The organism is Streptomyces sp. NPDC001604, assembly GCF_042893475.1.
GTDB lineage: Bacteria > Actinomycetota > Actinomycetes > Streptomycetales > Streptomycetaceae > Streptomyces.
In genome coordinates this window covers 174,746-190,182 of sequence record NZ_JBIAUY010000021.1, presented here as the reverse complement: position 1 = coordinate 190,182, position 15,437 = coordinate 174,746, and the positions used below count along the sequence as shown (strand labels likewise).

The following is a 15,437-nucleotide window of genomic DNA, read 5'->3' as shown; positions in this document are numbered from 1 at the left end:
GCGGCCACACCTGCGTAGCCATCAGCGGCATCCACTGATCAGCCATACCTGGTCCTCCCGGACCTCCAACATTCTGAGGGTCCACTGATGCCGAAGCATCGTTCCCTCGCCGCCCAGGAGCGCACCTACGGGGCGCCGTCCACGGTCCTGCGGCGTGCCCTGCTGGGCGGCCTCATCCTGGCCGTCCTGCTGACCGTCGCCGGGCTCCTCGCGTATCTGACCCGCGCGGACAGCCCCGCCTCAGCCAAGCCCACGCCGACTCCGGCGTCCACGCAGCCCGCTGCTTCGCCAGAGGCAACTCCAGGTGGACCTACGGCAGTTGCGGCACCGCCCAAGACGAGCGATCCGATCGTCTTCGCCAAGGCGGCCACCAAGGTGCTGTGGACGTACGACACCCGTTCCTTCTCCCGTGCCGAGCACGTCGCCGGGCTGAAGCGGTGGATGACCGGCGAGAAGAAGTACGCCGACTGGGAGTCCGTCTCCGACCAAATTCCCAGTCCGGTGCTGTGGTCGCGGATGCACGACAACCGCCAGCATGCGACCGCGAAGATCGGCGAGGGCCACTTCCCGCAGGCGTTCAAGACCGCCCTGGCACAGGACCCCGGCGCGATCACCAAGGCGTACGTCTACGCCGTCACGGTCACCGGCAAGCAGTCCATCGCCTGGAAGGGCTCCGGGGCCGGAGCCGAGTCCCGCTCCACGACGCTCGCCGTCCAGTGCCGCCCCGACACGGCCTGTGCCCTGGTCGGCGTGCTGCCGAGCGTCGCGCCTTGATCGCCCCCGACATTCTCGAAAGGAGGTGCCCTCATGGGGGCTTGTGACCTTCCCCTGATGAGCACGGTGTGCGACACCGTCGGCGGCGTCGTCGGTTCGACCGGCGAGGCGATCACCGATGGCATCGGCGCCTGGATCGCCAAGTCGATGGGCGAGCTGGCGCAGTCCGCCGCGGACCTCGCCTCAACGGCCGTCGACAAGACCACGGCCGTCGATCTCAACGCCGAGTGGTTCCGCAGCAACTACGAACTGCTGCTGCCCATCGGTCTCGTGCTGACCGTCGCCACGTTCTGTCTGCAGCTGATGCGCGCGGCCTGGCGCCGTGACGAGCGCGCCCTCGCGCAGGCGGTGACCGGGACGGTGGCGGGTGTCCTGTTCGCGTTCGCCGCGATCGCCTGCAGCACCATCGCGCTGACCGTGGTCGACGCGCTGTCCGCCGGGTTGTTCAAGGCGGCGAACACTTCGGTCGACGACGCCATCCGCCGCATCATCGAGGTCAACAACCTCGGCCCGATGTACACGATGGGCTGGACGATCCCCGCCATGGTCGGCCTGGGGTGTGCCATCGGCGCGTTCCTGTACTGGGCGGTGATGGTCGCCCGCAAGGTCGGCATCCTGGTCCTGGTGACGCTGGCGGTGTTCGCCGGCGCGGGCGGCGGCTGGGAAGTCGCGCGGCGCTGGCGGCGCGGGTGGATCGAGGCGACCGCGACTCTGATCGTCAGCAAGCTGCTGATGACGATCGTGTTCCTGCTGGGCGTCTCGGCCATGGGCAAGAGCGACGCCTCCGACGGGCTCGCCGCCCTGTCCGACTCCATGGCGGGCATCGTCGTCATGGTGCTGGTGATGCTGTGCCCTTATGCCACGTACAAGTTCGTGCACTGGGCGGCCGACGGCGGCGGCCAGGACGACCTGCACCGTACGGGCGTCGCCGGGGTCGCGGTGGCTGCCGGTGCGGCGAAGACCGCGGGCCAGCTCGCGATGCAGGCCGGCACCGGCATGCGGGCTCCGCAGGGGCCGTCGAAGGTTCCGGGCCAGGGCTCGGGCGGTGTCGTCTCCGGCATCGACCCGACCGGCGGATCCGCGGACGGCGACAAGCCGAAGCAGACCCATTTCCGCTTCGGCGAGGACCCCAACGCCGCTGGCGACAAGGGCCGAGCGCTGATCCGGCGGCCTCCCACCGATGGTGACCGCGGGCAGCCGCTGATCCAGCGTCCCGGCCAGGAGGCGGCGGCCGACGCGGCACCGGTCTCCTCCGGGCCGACGCCCCAGGGCGCCGCGGTGGCGCAGCCGCGCATCACGCACCTGGATCCGCCGGCACCCCGGCGTCCGGGGCCAGTGGGCGGACCTTCCCCGCAGGGCAGTGCGACGCCGCAGCGGTGGGTCTATCCCGAGCCGCCAGGTGGATCGGGCTCGTAGCCCTTGCCTGACGGGGCGGGCGGCAACGGTCGCCTCCAGCGCCGGCCGCCCCGTCTCCCCCTCTTTCTTCTTGCTCTCCACGTTCCAAGGACGGCTTCGCCATGTTCTCCGACACCCCTCAGCCTGACGGCCCGGCCACCGTGAAGTTCCCGCATCGCTCGCGACGCGGCGTGCTGCTCGGCCTGTCGGCTCCTCAGCTGATCGTCGTCACCTTCACCGGGCTGCTGCTGCTCGCGGTGCTGCTCACCGCCGGCGTCACCGGGGCGCTCAAGCTCATACCGCTCTGGGCGGTCATTCTGGCGGCGGTGTTCGTCCGCCATCGCGGACGCTCCCTTGCCGACTGGGCGCCCATCGCCACGGGGTACGCGCTGCGTCGTTTCCGGGGCCAGCTGGTCTGGCTCGCCCGGCCGTCCACTCGGCCGCGCCGCGAGGGCCTACTCCACCTCCCGGGCACGGCGGCGTCCCTGCGGGTGGTCACCGCCCCGCACGGCCGCTTCGGTGCGGTGCACGATCCGCACCACGGCACACTCACCGCGGTCGTCAAGGTCTCCTCGCGCGCCTTCGCTCTCCTTGACCCGGCCACCCAGGCCAGCAACGTGGCGGGCTGGGGGCGCACGCTGGCGGCTCTGTCGCGCACCGGGCACATCGCCCGGGTCCAGGTCCTGGAGCGCACGGTGCCCGACTCCGGTGACGCGCTCAACCGCTACTGGCACGAGCACGGCGACGAGGCGACCCACCTCGCCGGACCGATCTACCGCGACCTGCTGGCCGCTGCCGGCCCGGCCGCGGCCCCGCACGAGGCATACGTCGCGCTCGCCCTTGATCTCAAGGCCGCCCGCCGACTGATCAACCAGGCGGGCGGCGGGCTCACCGGTGGCTTCGCGGTCCTGGCCCAGCTCACCGCCACCTTCGACCAGGCCGCCCGCAACTCCGGGCTCACACCCGGTGGCTGGCTGAGCGCGTCCGAGATCGCCGCCGTGATCCGTACCGCGTACGACCCGAAGGCGTCGGCCGCTCTGGACCAGTGGTCCGATTCGGGCCGCGCGCAGGCCGAGCCTGCTGCCGCCGGCCCCGTCGTCCTGGTCGAGAAGGCCGACCGGATCCAGACCGACTCGGCCCACCACGCCACGTTCTGGATCGAGAACTGGCCCCGCATCGAGACCTCACCCGGCTTCCTGCACCAGCTGCTGTTCACCTCCGGGGTGCGCCGCACGCTCTCGCTGACCTACGAGCCCAAGGGCCTGGACTCCGCGCTCAAGGACGTGCAACGCCGCAAGGCCACCGTGATCGCGGACGCCGCCGAGCGGCAGCGCAAGGGACAGGTCGACTCCGAGGAGGACTCGGTCGAGTACGCCGACATCAAGCAGCGCGAGCGCCAGCTGATCTCCGGACACGCCGACGTCGCCCTCACCGGGCTGCTCACCGTGAGCGCCGACACCGACGAGCAGCTCAACGCGGCCTGCGCCGCGATCGAGACGGCCGCCGTCGCCGCCCTCGTCGACCTGCGCCTTCTGACCTGGCAGCAGGCCGAGGCCTTCACCAACGCCGCCCTGCCCCTCGCCCGCCCCTAGGCGCACCCGCACCACCCTCTCGCGCTCTACCGAAGGGCACCCCCATGCCGACCGAGCCCCTGCCCGAACTGGCTCCGGACTTCGTCCCGTTCGCCACCGCCGCGCTCGACTTCCACCAGGCGATCAATATGCCGGTCGCCCCCATCGCCGCAGGCCGTGCGGAACTCGACTCCCTGCACGCCCACATCGTCGCGCTGTACGGGCTCCTCGATGCCCACACCGCCCGCACCACCCCGGTGGCCAGGGCGGAGGGCGACCACCTGCGGGCATGCCGGATCCGGCTGTGGCAGGCAGCCGAACATCTCCACGCCGCCTTCCACGCCGCCCCGCACCCCAGCACCGGCCGCCTCCCCACCCGGGAGGCGTGCCGGGCCCGGCGGCCCGAGGGAGCTCCCGAACTCACCGTGTGCCAGCGCCACCTGGCCACCGCCACCCGCGTCCGCCGTGACCACACCCCGGCCGACCTGCGCGACCCCTTCACCGGCCTCACCCGCCACTGACCCTCAGGAGCACCACCCCCATGGCCCCTCGCACCACCCGCGCCAGCGCCAGCCCCCTGTTCGTCCCGCGCAAGAGCGACCGCCGCACGGCCCGCGCCGCCCGCCATCAGTTCGCCGCCGCCCGAGACCAGGCCCGCCACGCCGCGCGTCCCGCAGCCCGCCCGACCGCGCCCGGTCTCGACCCCGAGCTGCGGGCCACCTACCCGGCCGCCGGCCGCCCCGGCCCGGCCTCCGCCCGCGGCGGCCGTCTCAAGCTCCCCGCCCACCGGATGACGACGGCCACCGCCTCTGGCGCCTACCCCTTCCTCGCCGAGGGCGGCCTCGGCGCACAGGGCATCTACATCGGCCGCGACGTGCACGCCGAAGCAGCCTTCACGTACGACCCGTTCGCCCTGTACGGGCGCCTCGACGGCTTCACCAATCCCAACATCCTGCTGGCCGGGATCATCGGCATGGGCAAGTCTGCCCTGGCCAAGTCCCTCGCGGTGCGCGCCGTGGCCTTCGGCTACCGGATCTACGTGCCGTGCGACCCGAAGGGCGAGTGGACCGTCGTCGCCCAGGAGTTGGGTGGGCAGACCATCGCTCTGGGCCCCGGACTGCCAGGACGCCTGAACCCCCTCGACGCGCCCGCCCGGCCGTACGGCGTCAGCGAGGAGGACTGGACGAACGAGGTCCGCAAGCGGCGCCTGCTGCTGCTCGGCTCGCTTGCGAAGACGGTCCTGGGGCGCGAGCTGCATCCCATGGAGCACACCGCCCTTGACGTGGCGCTCGACCAGGTCGTCGCCTACGCCGAGGCCAACGGCACCACGCCGCTGCTGGGTGAGGTCGCCTACGTCCTCGGATCCCCCGAGCGCCTCGATGCCGCGCTCGGCGAGTTGTCCGGCCGCCTCGGGCATGCCGCCGAGGACCTCGCCCACGGGCTGCGCCGGCTCGTGCACGGCGACCTGGCCGGCATGTTCGACGCGCCGAGCACCGTGGCTTTCGACCCGAGCGCACCGATGCTGTCCATCGACCTGTCCCGCCTCGGCGGCGCCGGCGACGACACCGCGCTCGTCCTGGCGATGACCTGCGCCTCCGCCTGGATGGAGTCCGCACTCGCCAACCCCGCCGGAGGACGACGCTGGGTGATCTACGACGAGGCCTGGCGCGTCATGCGGCACGTCGCCCTGCTGGAACGGATGCAGAGCCAGTGGAAGCTCTCCCGCGGCCTGGGCATCGCGAACCTGATGGTCATCCACCGCCTCAGCGACCTGCTGGCCGCCGGCGACGCTGGCTCCCGCGGCCGGGCCCTGGCCGAGGGCCTGCTCACCGACTGCTCCACCCGGATCATCTACCGCCAAGAAACCGACCAACTCGCCTCAGCCGCTTCCCTGTTGGGGCTCACCGGCGTCGAGACGCAGGCAGTCGCCGCCCTCACCAAGGGGCGCGGCCTGTGGAAGGTGGCGGGCCGGTCGTTCATTACTCAACATCTTTTGCATCCGCGGGAGCGGGAGTTGTTCGACACGGATGCACGGATGGGCGCGATCGCTCGACCTTGATCAATCCCGCTGTTCGAGAGCCCGCACCCCATCCCGGCCTCCCAGTTTTCCCGCCCTGAGCGTTCCTAGGAAGTCCCCTTCATGTCTCAGCAGTACAAGATCCGCCGCGTGATACATCGGCTCGTTCAGCGTTACCTCCGCGCCACTGCGGCCAACGCTTCTGACGGCTACATCCCCCTGGCCACAGGCCCGTTCGGCGCCGTCGACGAATCCCGGCGGCTCGGCGCCGGGCAGGAATCGGGCTTTCGCCATGTCTGACGACTCGTAACGAAATAAGCGCGGCATTGCTGTGCAGCATCATGAGGCTTCGCGACCACCTGTGGCTCCCAGCTGCGCTGGGTACCCAGGGCGAAAATCCTGTGGCCCCGTAAGGCGTAGCTGGCAGACTGTCGAAGTGGACGATCAAGAATCTGACCTCGACACCGGAGCTGCTCAGGATACGGTCACCGCCGAGCGATCGATGATGGCTGACACGACGCGCGCAGCTCGCCGGATGTCGTTCAACGCTGATGCGCTGACCTATAAACGAGGCAGACCACGGTACCCGGACCCAGTCTTCGACCTGTTGGCAGAGCGCTGCGGGCTGCGGCCCGGTGCGCGGGTGCTCGAGATCGGTGCCGGTACGGGCCTGGCCACCGAGCCGCTGCTGGCGGCCGGCGCGCACGTGGTCGCGGTCGAGCCCGGCGAAAGCCTGGCCGCGATCCTCGTCGCCGATCACGCGTGTGACCGGCTGGAGGTCCTCGTCAGTGACTTCGAGGCTGTAGACCTGCCAGGCGGGTTCGACCTCGCGGCGGCGGCGACAGCGCTGCATTGGCTCGACCCGGCCACGTCGACCGCGAAGATCGCCCGGTTGGTGCGTCCCGGCGGCTGGCTGGCGGCGTGGTGGAACGACTTCGGCGACGTCAAGCGGCCGACGCTCTTCCGCGACCGGCTCGACGAGGTCTACCACGACCTGCTGCCCGCCGAGACCGGCTACCGGGACAGCCGCTCGCACGTCCTCGACACCGACCGGTGGCGCAGCCAGTTGACCACGGGCGGCTACTTCGACAACGTCTCTGTCGAGATCATCGAATGGGAGCAGATCCTGACCGCGCAGACCGCACGGGATCAGTGGTCCACGTTCCCGAACATCGCGGAACTCTCCGCGCCCGACCGCGAAGAGTTCCTCACTCGCCTCGGTTCGCTCGTCGACGAGCTCGGCGGCCAGGTCGCAGACCCGCGCCTAACGGTCACCTACACCGCTCAACGCGTCCAAGGTTCGCCGTGACCCGCATCCGCAGCGGTCCAGCAGAACACCATGACGAACGCGAAGACCTGTGGGCCACGGCGACACGAGTCACAGCGACAATTTCAGCCGTCGCCAGCAGATGAGGGCACAACCGAGGGTGACGAAGGCATGGTGGATGTCGTCGCGGATCTCCCAGCGGATGAGCAAGCGGCGAAACCAGTGCAGCAGCGCGATCGTGCCCTCCACGACCCACCGGTAGACGCCCAGGCCGGAGCCGTGTTCGATGCCGCGCCGGGCGATATTCGGGGTGATCTCAAACCTGCGCACCCGGTTGCGGTAAAGGTCGTGATCATAGCCGCGGTCGGCATACAGATGCCTGGGCCGCCGTAGCGGTTGGCCGCGCTTGCCGCGGATCGGCGGCACGGCCTCGATCAGCGGAATCAGTTGAGTCACGTCGTTACGGTTGCCGCCGGTGGTGATCGTGGCCAGCGGGATTCCGTGGGCCTCGACGATGACGTGGTGCTTGCTACCGGTCTTGCCTCGATCCACCGGGGACGGGCCGGTGGCCGGCCCACCCTTCATCGCCCGGATATGGCTGGAGTCGACGGCAGCCCTAGAGAGGTCGCGCATGTCGGCCGTCCGCAACTCGGCGAGCAGCAGCTCGTGCAGCCGTTGCCAGACTCCGGCCTCGTTCCAATCCCGAAGCCGTCTCCAGCACGTCATCCCCGAGCCGAAGCCCAGTTCCTGGGGCAGAGACCGCCACGGGATACCGGTGTGGAGGACAAACAGGATTCCGCAGAGCACCTGCCGATCATCCAAGTGCCGTCGGCCAGGGTGACGGTATCGGCGCTGGACCACGGGCACCAGCGGCTCGATCCGTGTCCACAGTCCGTCGTCGACCTCCCACGGCTTGCTCGCACGCTTCGTCTCGACCGACTCACACCCCCCATCCGGACGCGTCAACGGGAGCTGACACAGGATCATTCCCGACGCATCCCCGAGCTCATTTCGTTGCGAGTCGTAAGTAATGCTTGCGCTAGGTGGGCACTCACGGGAACGCTCAAGAAAATTGCGCTTTGCCCCAGACGGCCTGGTCGAAAGCGCTGCAGTTTTTCGCGATGGTGAACGTAGCCACGAGCTTGATTCGTAGCACGTCTTGCACCGGGACACGCATATGATAAGCAGGTCCAGCACTCATCTTTTTATCAAATACGGGCTTGCCGTCGGCATACACCTCAAATTCGACGGATAGATCGCGGGCGGAGTTCTCGTCGTCGAGTCCAACGTCGGCTGAGAACCATTTGAAGCCACTACCGACGCTGTATTCCCACTCATCGGGCTCCGCACTCTCCGAACAGCGGCTTTGATATTGGGCCACACTGTGGGGGAAAGATTCCTTGTTGATGGTTGCAGACGTCGAGTGTGAGCCAATTCCGCGATCAGATAGAGGCTTCGTCTCGCTCAAGTAGAGTGGTTCAACAGTATCGGCCGCCGCAGGGCTAGGCGTTACTGCATCACTGGAAGTAGCTTGCGAAGGAGTTCCGAAACTGGGTCTTGGCGGCGGGGTTGTGCTGGCTTTGGCCGTGTACGGCGCTCTGGTGATGCCGTCCGTGACTGAAGGCGATGCGCTCGATGCAGTGCTTCCTCCTCCGCCAGGCGCAATGATACCGAGCGCTATGAAAAGCCCGCCTACTAGAAACAGACATGCCACCGTCAGCAGCAGCTTTCGTCGATGCGCAGGCAAGTCCGATTCATCAATCGAAAAGGAGCCCGCACTGAGTTTTCCTTGCGTGACAACCACAAGGAGTAGGTAGACACCTGGAGCTGTGATGACGCCGCCTAGCGCGATGCATGCGGTAGCCGTTGAAGAATTCAAGAAGCACCCCCGGATCACGCCCTTCAGCGGGCGTCCCTCGTCCCCGGCTCCATGGTGGCACGCAGGGGTTGTAGCTGTCAGGAAGTTGTGACGCTCCGTGGTCTGCAACGGCGGAGGCTACATCCGTGGGTACGCGTGCCCTGCGGAGGCTCCTGACTGTCAGAGCCGCCCACTATCCTTGCCGGTGCCGTGTAAGGGAGGCTCACTGCTCCGCCAGGACTACCGAACCGGCTTCCTACGTCGGTGCTCACGGTCGGGTGGTCGCACATGTCCTTTGGCGAGGTTGACGCGGCGGGCAACATCTTCACGAAGGCTTGGTGGCTGCTTCAGTCGGGTTGGCGCTGGGGTAAGCGGACGGTAGAGGGTGACCACTACACCATTGCTCGGTGTAGTGGGATGGCGCGTGACTACGCCGATCGCTTTGTCGTGCGGGTTTGCGTTGCGCCGACTCGGGCTGTTAAGCCGATTGATCCCGTTGACCTGGCGGCTCGCGCCCAAGTAGTGGCGCGCGAAGTCTTCGGTGATCTGTCGTACGAGGTCGACTACTCCGGGGACGAGCAGGTGCGCTTCGTCGTCAAGGATGACGGTGAGTTCGGCTCCTTTAGCCGTCACCAACTCGATGTGTATGGTTCCGGCCTGCTCGATCTCAGCTGGGGGTTGCGCATGGCGGTGGTGGACATGGTGGCCGACCCGCTACCCCTGGCCGAGGTGGCGGCGGTCATCCAGCGTGTTCATGCGCTGGTGCGGGGGAGTGCGTACCGCAATCTATTCCGGAAGCGGTGGAGTGAGAAGCGCCGCCGGCGTGACTGGCGCATCGGAGTAAGTGGCAGCATCAGCACGATCAAGGGGCAAGTCGTGTGGGAGCGACTCGACGTACCTGGCTCCGACTCCTTCGCCCGAGCGTCCCGGCGGTACGCCAACTGTCCGCACATCGGCTTCGCTGCGGGGCGTCTTCTGTCGCGCAAGCAAGATGAAGCGCCGATTACCATCCTGCGGCCCGTGTTGGAAGAGTTGCTGATGCATGCCGGATACCTCGACGCGCGGGGGAGCGTCGCCGCGATTGTGGCGCACCATGAGTTGGACACTCCGCCGAGGCCAGCTCTGGCGTAGGCGCTACACAGAGCCGTGGGTTCCACCACAAACAGAAGCGCGCGCGGTCTCCTACGACGAAGGACTCAGAGAGTCCCACCAGGCCACAACAAGCGTACGGATGAAGGCTTCTCCTTCGGTGAGCTTCATCGTTCGCTTCGGGGAGGCTCCTGGGAGGCGAGCGTGCCGCGCTTCACTGCCACTCACATCCGGTCGATTCGCCGATCCTGTGAAAGCCGAGATGTCGGAGTCAGGTACCCACCCTTTGGCCCTGAGTGCCTTGTCGTTCCCTACGTTGTGTCGCACGATCTCGTACACCTTGTAGAGGTCAACCCATGTCATGGAGACGCTGGGTTTGCCAAGGATGCCGAGAACCTCTGCCACATCCGAGTGCGTCTTGATGAGTTCCATGTACAGCGGGCCCTGTGGCGGAGGCGGCGGCTGCTGCACTGGCGGCGACGATTGGTTGGCGAATTTCACTACAGCGACGTCGAATGCTTTGACGCGCTCCTCTGCCGTGCCCAGGACGGCGACATGGTGACGATTGCCGCTGTCGTCCGTGAACTGACCGGTGAGCGCTACGGGGCGGAATCGGCTATCCAGAGCCCGAGCAACACCAACTACTCGACGCAGGACAAGGGAGGCAGCCTCAAGAAGACGGCCGCCTTCGTTGATGAGTCCATCCAACTCGTCCGATGCAAGATAGTACCCATCACTCTCTTTGCTGACCCGCGGCTCACCATCCGCAAACAACTCACAAAGAGTATCGAGGTCGAACACGTGACCTTCGATCCGAGCTCTCACCGCCATGAGCGGCCCTCCTTGTGGCGTGCTATCTCCAAACTACTCCTGCTCGTCCAGCCATCCAATAATCGCCCGCCGACAAACCCGCTGGGCTTCGCTGGAAAGCCGGTACTCGTAAGACGGCTTCGGGGTGTGCCACCCAAAACCAACTTCTTCGTCGGCGGCGAGCAGTGATGTGCCATGGGTGAGGTCGGAGCGCTTGCCGTACAGCAGCTTTCGCGTCTTGCGCTCGTCCTCGTCGTGCTCGTCCCGCGTGGGGGCGTAGCGGTCGATGAAGCAGCGGAAGTACTTAGTTGGACCCGCAAGGGGAGTATTGCATTGCGGGCAGCGCTCCCGATGGTCGCCATACTTGAGCATGGCCTCAACGGCTTGGACCAGCGCTTGGAAATAGGCCGACTTGGAGATGTCCCAGACTTCTCGGGCATGGTGAAGCCAGTAGGCGGCGCGGAGAATGCGGGCCCGGTCGTCGTCACCAAGCCGCATAAAGGTGTCTAGCTTGCGCTCCAAGTCCTCCGGCAGTACCAACACGTCGTTGCCACGAATGCCGGTGGGTGGCTTCTCTACCATCTCGATGTCGGGAAGCTCGCCCTGGCCGGACAACTCCTCTGTGTACGCCTCGAAGCCGGGGATGAAGTAGCTCTCTTGCGCCCAGACTGAGCGCATGGCCCCGGGCGTAGTGTCCAACATCCAATGCTGGCGCGCGTTGATGGGCGGCACCGTAACACCCGGCACGACTAGAGAGAGAAACAGGGCGAGCTCTCGGGGCTCCTTGAGCGCGCGCAGGTTGCGCAGCTGCCAGTCAGAAGAGCCGTCGAACTTCACCTCAAAGATGATTGGGTGTTCACCTATCACCATCTGAGGTCGGGGCGCTTCATCCGGCGCGCGTCGGATCACGAGCTTATCCCGGTACCGCCAGTAGCCCTCGGTGGGCACGTGGGCGAACAGAGCAACACGATTAACGATGGGTACCGCCGGAGCAAGCAGTGTTGTCTTAACGCGCTCCTCGACTTGCCTAAAGACTTCATCAGTAAGGCTCGGCCCTGGGATGATGGCTCGCAATCCACCCATCCGGAAGTAGTGCAACGTCAGGGCAGGGGAGTCTGTGCCCGGAAAGTCGATCTGAAGCTCAGACGTAAATTGCGCTTGGGCCATGACGCCAGAGATAGCCCACGCCAACTCTTGCGGGTCGGCTGTACGCATCCCAAGCCGCCGCTCCACCTCCTGGTGGGTCAGTTTCATCATGGGCGGAGTGTACGTCTGTGCCCCATATGGGCACAACGGATTTGTTTATGGTCCTATCTATTGCGCCCTACGTGTCGAGGAAGTCCCACTCATCGCCGAGCACCCAGCGGAGCGCCGACAGTTTCCCGTTGACCATTCCCCCACTCAAAGTCGGAGTAGGGATCGAGGTTCTCCTTGCCGTACTTGGCTTCCATGTCTCGGCAGGCAGCACGCATCTGCTTAATGACCTCAAGGGAAAAGCTCTTGTCCCCAGCTGCTAGCCGCTCCTCAAGCACAACCTTCCGGTTGTACCAAACACGGTCGAAGAACTCCTGCTCCGCCTCGATGATTTCGGTTTCTTTGCGACGCTTCGAGCGAAGGTGTCGCATGATGAACTCGTCGCGGCCCTCTAGAAGGCGCTCCAAATTCGGACGCTCTCAATAGCGGACACGAAACGGGGGACGGTTGTTGGGTTCGTACGACTTCAAGAAATCCTTGCAGGGATTCGATAGGTAGTTACTCGCAATGACGAGCGCCACGTCTGCGCGCTCTTCGAGCCGAGCGCGGCCGACCGGTCAGGTCGCAGCAGTCCGCTCAGGTCCAGGCCGCCCGCGCCCGGTCGCCGCATACGGCTGGCCAGAGCGCCGCGACGACAGCGGTGTCCGCCACTGCGGCGCCGCCCGGTCTCCTCTCGCACGACCGCGTGCGCCGATCGCGCTAGCTGTACTCGGTCATGACTTTGGTGACAGTCGGCTGATCGGTGGCTGGCCGCCGAGCGCGGTGTGTCGGCGGCCAGTGTTGTAGAAGTGCAGCCAGGGCGCGAGTGCGTCGGCGCGTTCGGTGTTGCTGGCAAAGACCTGGTGGTAGGCCCACTCGGCTTGCAGGGTCCGGTTGAAGCGTTCGACCTTGCCGTTGGTCCAGGGGCAGTGGGGCCGGGTGAACTTCTGCTTGGCGCCCAGGGCTTGGCAGGCGTCGCGGAATGCGCCGGAGGTGCGGTAGTTCCTGGCGTTGTCGGTCATCACGCGCTCGATGCGGGCGATGCCGTGGCCGGCGAAGAACGCGGCCGCACGGGTGAGGAAGGCCGCGCAGGTGGTGCCCTTCTCGTCGGCCAGGATCTCGGCGTAGGCCAGGCGGGAGTGGTCGTCCACGGCAGCGTGCACGTAGTCGTAGCCGATGCCCCGGCCCCGGACGTCCTCGCTGCGGCCGTGGGCCCGCCAGCCACCGCCGTCGGGGATCTTCCCGAGCTTCTTGACGTCCAGGTGGACCAGGCCGCCGGGCTGGTGGTACTCGTAGCGTGCGGTGCTGGTGCGCACCGCCCGGATCACCTGCCCGGTCAGCGGGTCACACGCCGCCAGCGGCGGCATGCGGTGACGGCGCAGAATCCGGCTCACCGTGCGGGCCGCAACACCGGTGGCCTCGGCGATCTGCTCCGGCCCCCGGCGCAGGCGTCGGCGGGCTTCAAGGACGCGGTCCTCGACTTCGGGCGGCGTGCGGTTGGGGCAGGTGCGGGGGCGGCTGGAGCGGTCGTGCAGCCCCGGCCAGCCTTCGGCCCGGTAGCGGTTGACCCAGCGATGAGCGCATTGCCGGGAGACTCCCAGCTCCTTCGCGACGTGCGCGACCGGACGCCGGTCGAAGACAACGCGACGCACCAGCAGGCATCTGCCGTGAAAGGTCAGCCGGGCATTAGCGTGGGCCACCAGGACCTCCGAGGTGAGTGAAGACGGCAATCTCCACTACGCCCGGAGGTCCCTCCATGATCAACAACCGGTAGCGGGCGTGTCACCAACCTCCCGGCCGAGTACAGCTAGCGCATATTTCCCGGCCCCGCCAAATCCGTCTTCGGGCCACATCCTCGTCCTCCGCATGGCCCCGACCTCTGCGAGGTGCACCTCTCGTGGCGGAAATACGCCCGCACATCACCGTCGCCCACCACGCCCAGTACGGCGTCGTGGCCGCGATGTCGCACGACAACCACGTCGCCGATCACATGCTGCGCCGGGTCGGCTTCGAGCAGCTGCCCGGCAGCCGCCTGTACGCCCTGACCGAGCCAGACCGTGACCTGACACGGCGCGGAGAGCAGGCGGTCCAGTCATTGCGTGCCGCGCAGTACAACGTCACGTCCGACGCCGTGTACGACCTCAAGCCCGTCACCCGGCCCAACCCTGGCCAAGGTCTCTTCGACGGGCAGCCGACCACCCCCGTCCCGGAGATCCTCGGCGCCGGGGAGGCGGTCTCCGCCCCCGCGCTCGACGCCGACATCCGGGCCGCCCGGATCGTCGTGCACGACCAGGTCCGCGATCCCGACGGCACGTTGCGCGCGGTCGGCACCGACATCCGCACCGGCGAGGGCGTACTGCTGCACGGCGAGGGCGATCTGCGGTACGTCGAGACGCGGCTGGACAGCACGGCCCTCGCGTTCGACGCGTTCTCCTACATCCGCGGCAACGGACGTCCCGATCCGACTCCCGCGACCTCGCAGCGCCGGGTCCAGGCCGCCACCGCCATCTCCCCGGCCCGCGCGAGCACGTCGGTGCCGCAGCGGCCCGACGTCACGGTCGCCTTCCGCCCGGCCCAGGCTCCTCGGCACCGGGCCCGCGCCCGCTAGGTCATCCGAACCCGAAGGAAGTCTTCAGCATGAAACTGCAACTCGAGCCCGACGTCGCCTTCGGCGTCCACCCGGAGTTCGGTGTGGTCGCCGCCGTATCGGACGATCACCCGTTCCTCGACGAGGTACTGCGCAAGCACCAATTCCGCCACAGCAGCGCTCTCGATCTCTACACGCTGGCCGATGACACCCCGCACAACGCGGCGGTGCGGGCCGTGGCTCGTGCCAGCCGCGAGTTCCAGGACGTCGGTCTATCGGTCGCCGCCGATCCCCGCATCATGCTGCCGCCGCCGATCCCGACGCCGGACGGGGTGCCCGCACGCCAGACACTGCCGGGGCAGTCGCTGACCGCCCTGACCGGGGAACTGCACGAGCTGCGCCGCTCGGCCGATGTCGCTGACGTCCTGGAGCAGATCCTCGAAGAACACCACGGCGTTGTCGGGGACTTGGAGGAGTTCATCGACACGGCCGCCGCCTGGTGCGACCGGCTGGGCACCGCCAACGGCCGCGAGCTGGGCCAGCACCTGCGCACCATCGCCCACCACATCGCCTTCCTCGGCGACCAACTCGTCGCCGCCCAGCTCGACCTGGCGGTCATGCCGGACGTGACCCCGGAAAGTGCCCCGGCCCTGGCCGACGTACCGCTGCTGCCCCGGTACGAGCTCCCGTCGGTCACGCACACCGCCCGCGCCCGCGCCGCTCTCTCCTCCTCCCCGAACCGCCCGGCCGCACAGTCCACTTCGCCGGACGAAGCGGCCCGTTCACCGGCTGCCCCGTCCAGCCCCCGTCGTACGCGCTGACCTTCCTCTCGATCC

16 protein-coding genes are annotated in these 15,437 nt (G+C 67.5%); 10 read left to right on the top strand and 6 right to left on the bottom strand.

Annotation, left to right across the window (positions count from 1 at the left end):
- The first annotated feature begins 87 nt into the window (after window positions 1–87).
- From ACFY1E_RS40205 to ACFY1E_RS40175, 7 genes are all read left to right on the top strand, one after another.
- Window positions 88–774 carry a hypothetical protein gene (locus ACFY1E_RS40205; protein WP_389085519.1) on the top strand — a complete coding sequence of 229 codons (687 nt, stop codon included), beginning with the start codon at window positions 88–90 and terminating at the stop codon, window positions 772–774.
- Between the two features lie 57 nt (window positions 775–831).
- Window positions 832–2,190: an ATP-binding protein gene (locus ACFY1E_RS40200; RefSeq protein ID WP_389085516.1), complete on the top strand. Its 1,359-nt coding sequence runs from the start codon at window positions 832–834 to the stop codon at window positions 2,188–2,190.
- Between the two features lie 101 nt (window positions 2,191–2,291).
- Entirely contained in the window at window positions 2,292–3,761 is a 1,470-nt protein-coding gene (locus ACFY1E_RS40195) for an SCO6880 family protein (RefSeq protein WP_389085514.1), read from the top strand.
- A 44-nt stretch (window positions 3,762–3,805) separates the two neighbouring features.
- Window positions 3,806–4,261: a DUF6238 family protein gene (locus tag ACFY1E_RS40190; protein WP_389085511.1), complete on the top strand. Its 456-nt coding sequence runs from the start codon at window positions 3,806–3,808 to the stop codon at window positions 4,259–4,261.
- A gap of 20 nt (window positions 4,262–4,281) precedes the next feature.
- Window positions 4,282–5,799, top strand: coding sequence for an ATP-binding protein (locus ACFY1E_RS40185; RefSeq protein ID WP_389085509.1), 1,518 nt, complete (start codon window positions 4,282–4,284; stop codon window positions 5,797–5,799).
- Window positions 5,800–5,880: 81 nt separating this feature from the next.
- On the top strand, window positions 5,881–6,057 hold the full coding sequence (locus ACFY1E_RS40180; protein WP_389085507.1) for a hypothetical protein: 177 nt from the start codon (window positions 5,881–5,883) through the stop codon (window positions 6,055–6,057).
- 136 nt (window positions 6,058–6,193) lie between these two features.
- Window positions 6,194–7,066, top strand: a complete 873-nt coding sequence (locus tag ACFY1E_RS40175) for a class I SAM-dependent methyltransferase (protein ID WP_389085505.1) — start codon at window positions 6,194–6,196, stop codon at window positions 7,064–7,066.
- A 69-nt stretch (window positions 7,067–7,135) separates the two neighbouring features.
- Here the strand turns inward: ACFY1E_RS40175 and ACFY1E_RS40170 are convergent, their stop codons facing one another.
- Window positions 7,136–8,011: an IS5 family transposase gene (locus ACFY1E_RS40170; protein ID WP_389085502.1), complete on the bottom strand. Its 876-nt coding sequence runs from the start codon at window positions 8,009–8,011 to the stop codon at window positions 7,136–7,138.
- Between the two features lie 76 nt (window positions 8,012–8,087).
- A complete protein-coding gene (locus ACFY1E_RS40165; protein ID WP_389085500.1) occupies window positions 8,088–8,492 on the bottom strand; it encodes an NPCBM/NEW2 domain-containing protein in 405 nt (134 codons plus the stop codon).
- Window positions 8,493–9,170: 678 nt separating this feature from the next.
- On the opposite strand from ACFY1E_RS40165, the gene ACFY1E_RS40160 reads away from it, so the two are divergent.
- Complete coding sequence (locus tag ACFY1E_RS40160) at window positions 9,171–10,013, top strand: hypothetical protein (RefSeq protein WP_389085497.1); 843 nt, start codon at window positions 9,171–9,173, stop codon at window positions 10,011–10,013.
- Between the two features lie 51 nt (window positions 10,014–10,064).
- On the opposite strand, the gene ACFY1E_RS40155 is transcribed toward ACFY1E_RS40160, so the two are convergent.
- From ACFY1E_RS40155 to ACFY1E_RS40140, 4 genes are all read right to left on the bottom strand, one after another.
- Window positions 10,065–10,802, bottom strand: coding sequence for a hypothetical protein (locus ACFY1E_RS40155; RefSeq protein WP_389085495.1), 738 nt, complete (start codon window positions 10,800–10,802; stop codon window positions 10,065–10,067).
- A 33-nt stretch (window positions 10,803–10,835) separates the two neighbouring features.
- A complete protein-coding gene (locus ACFY1E_RS40150) occupies window positions 10,836–12,038 on the bottom strand; it encodes a hypothetical protein (RefSeq protein WP_389085493.1) in 1,203 nt (400 codons plus the stop codon).
- Between the two features lie 89 nt (window positions 12,039–12,127).
- Entirely contained in the window at window positions 12,128–12,442 is a 315-nt protein-coding gene (locus ACFY1E_RS40145) for a hypothetical protein (protein WP_389085491.1), read from the bottom strand.
- Between the two features lie 306 nt (window positions 12,443–12,748).
- Window positions 12,749–13,714 (bottom strand): IS481 family transposase, encoded by a 966-nt coding sequence (locus tag ACFY1E_RS40140; protein ID WP_389085489.1) that lies wholly within the window; start codon window positions 13,712–13,714, stop codon window positions 12,749–12,751.
- 197 nt (window positions 13,715–13,911) lie between these two features.
- Here ACFY1E_RS40140 and ACFY1E_RS40135 point away from each other — a divergent pair, with 197 nt between their 5' ends.
- Window positions 13,912–14,622 (top strand): hypothetical protein, encoded by a 711-nt coding sequence (locus ACFY1E_RS40135; RefSeq protein ID WP_389085486.1) that lies wholly within the window; start codon window positions 13,912–13,914, stop codon window positions 14,620–14,622.
- Window positions 14,623–14,651: 29 nt separating this feature from the next.
- Window positions 14,652–15,422 carry a hypothetical protein gene (locus tag ACFY1E_RS40130; protein WP_389085484.1) on the top strand — a complete coding sequence of 257 codons (771 nt, stop codon included), beginning with the start codon at window positions 14,652–14,654 and terminating at the stop codon, window positions 15,420–15,422.
- Window positions 15,423–15,437: the final 15 nt, after the last annotated feature.

Excerpts from the sequence above, each read along its gene's own strand:
- ACFY1E_RS40150 (WP_389085493.1), bottom strand. The coding sequence starts at position 12,038 with ATGATGAAACTGACCCACCAGGAGGTGGAGCGGCGGCTTGGGATGCGT.
- ACFY1E_RS40185 (WP_389085509.1), top strand. The coding sequence starts at position 4,282 with ATGGCCCCTCGCACCACCCGCGCCAGCGCCAGCCCCCTGTTCGTCCCG.
- ACFY1E_RS40170 (WP_389085502.1), bottom strand. The coding sequence starts at position 8,011 with ATGATCCTGTGTCAGCTCCCGTTGACGCGTCCGGATGGGGGGTGTGAG.
- ACFY1E_RS40180 (WP_389085507.1), top strand. The coding sequence starts at position 5,881 with ATGTCTCAGCAGTACAAGATCCGCCGCGTGATACATCGGCTCGTTCAG.
- ACFY1E_RS40205 (WP_389085519.1), top strand. The coding sequence starts at position 88 with ATGCCGAAGCATCGTTCCCTCGCCGCCCAGGAGCGCACCTACGGGGCG.
- ACFY1E_RS40160 (WP_389085497.1), top strand. The coding sequence starts at position 9,171 with ATGTCCTTTGGCGAGGTTGACGCGGCGGGCAACATCTTCACGAAGGCT.
- ACFY1E_RS40155 (WP_389085495.1), bottom strand. The coding sequence starts at position 10,802 with ATGGCGGTGAGAGCTCGGATCGAAGGTCACGTGTTCGACCTCGATACT.
- ACFY1E_RS40195 (WP_389085514.1), top strand. The coding sequence starts at position 2,292 with ATGTTCTCCGACACCCCTCAGCCTGACGGCCCGGCCACCGTGAAGTTC.
- ACFY1E_RS40200 (WP_389085516.1), top strand. The coding sequence starts at position 832 with ATGAGCACGGTGTGCGACACCGTCGGCGGCGTCGTCGGTTCGACCGGC.
- ACFY1E_RS40130 (WP_389085484.1), top strand. The coding sequence starts at position 14,652 with ATGAAACTGCAACTCGAGCCCGACGTCGCCTTCGGCGTCCACCCGGAG.
- ACFY1E_RS40190 (WP_389085511.1), top strand. The coding sequence starts at position 3,806 with ATGCCGACCGAGCCCCTGCCCGAACTGGCTCCGGACTTCGTCCCGTTC.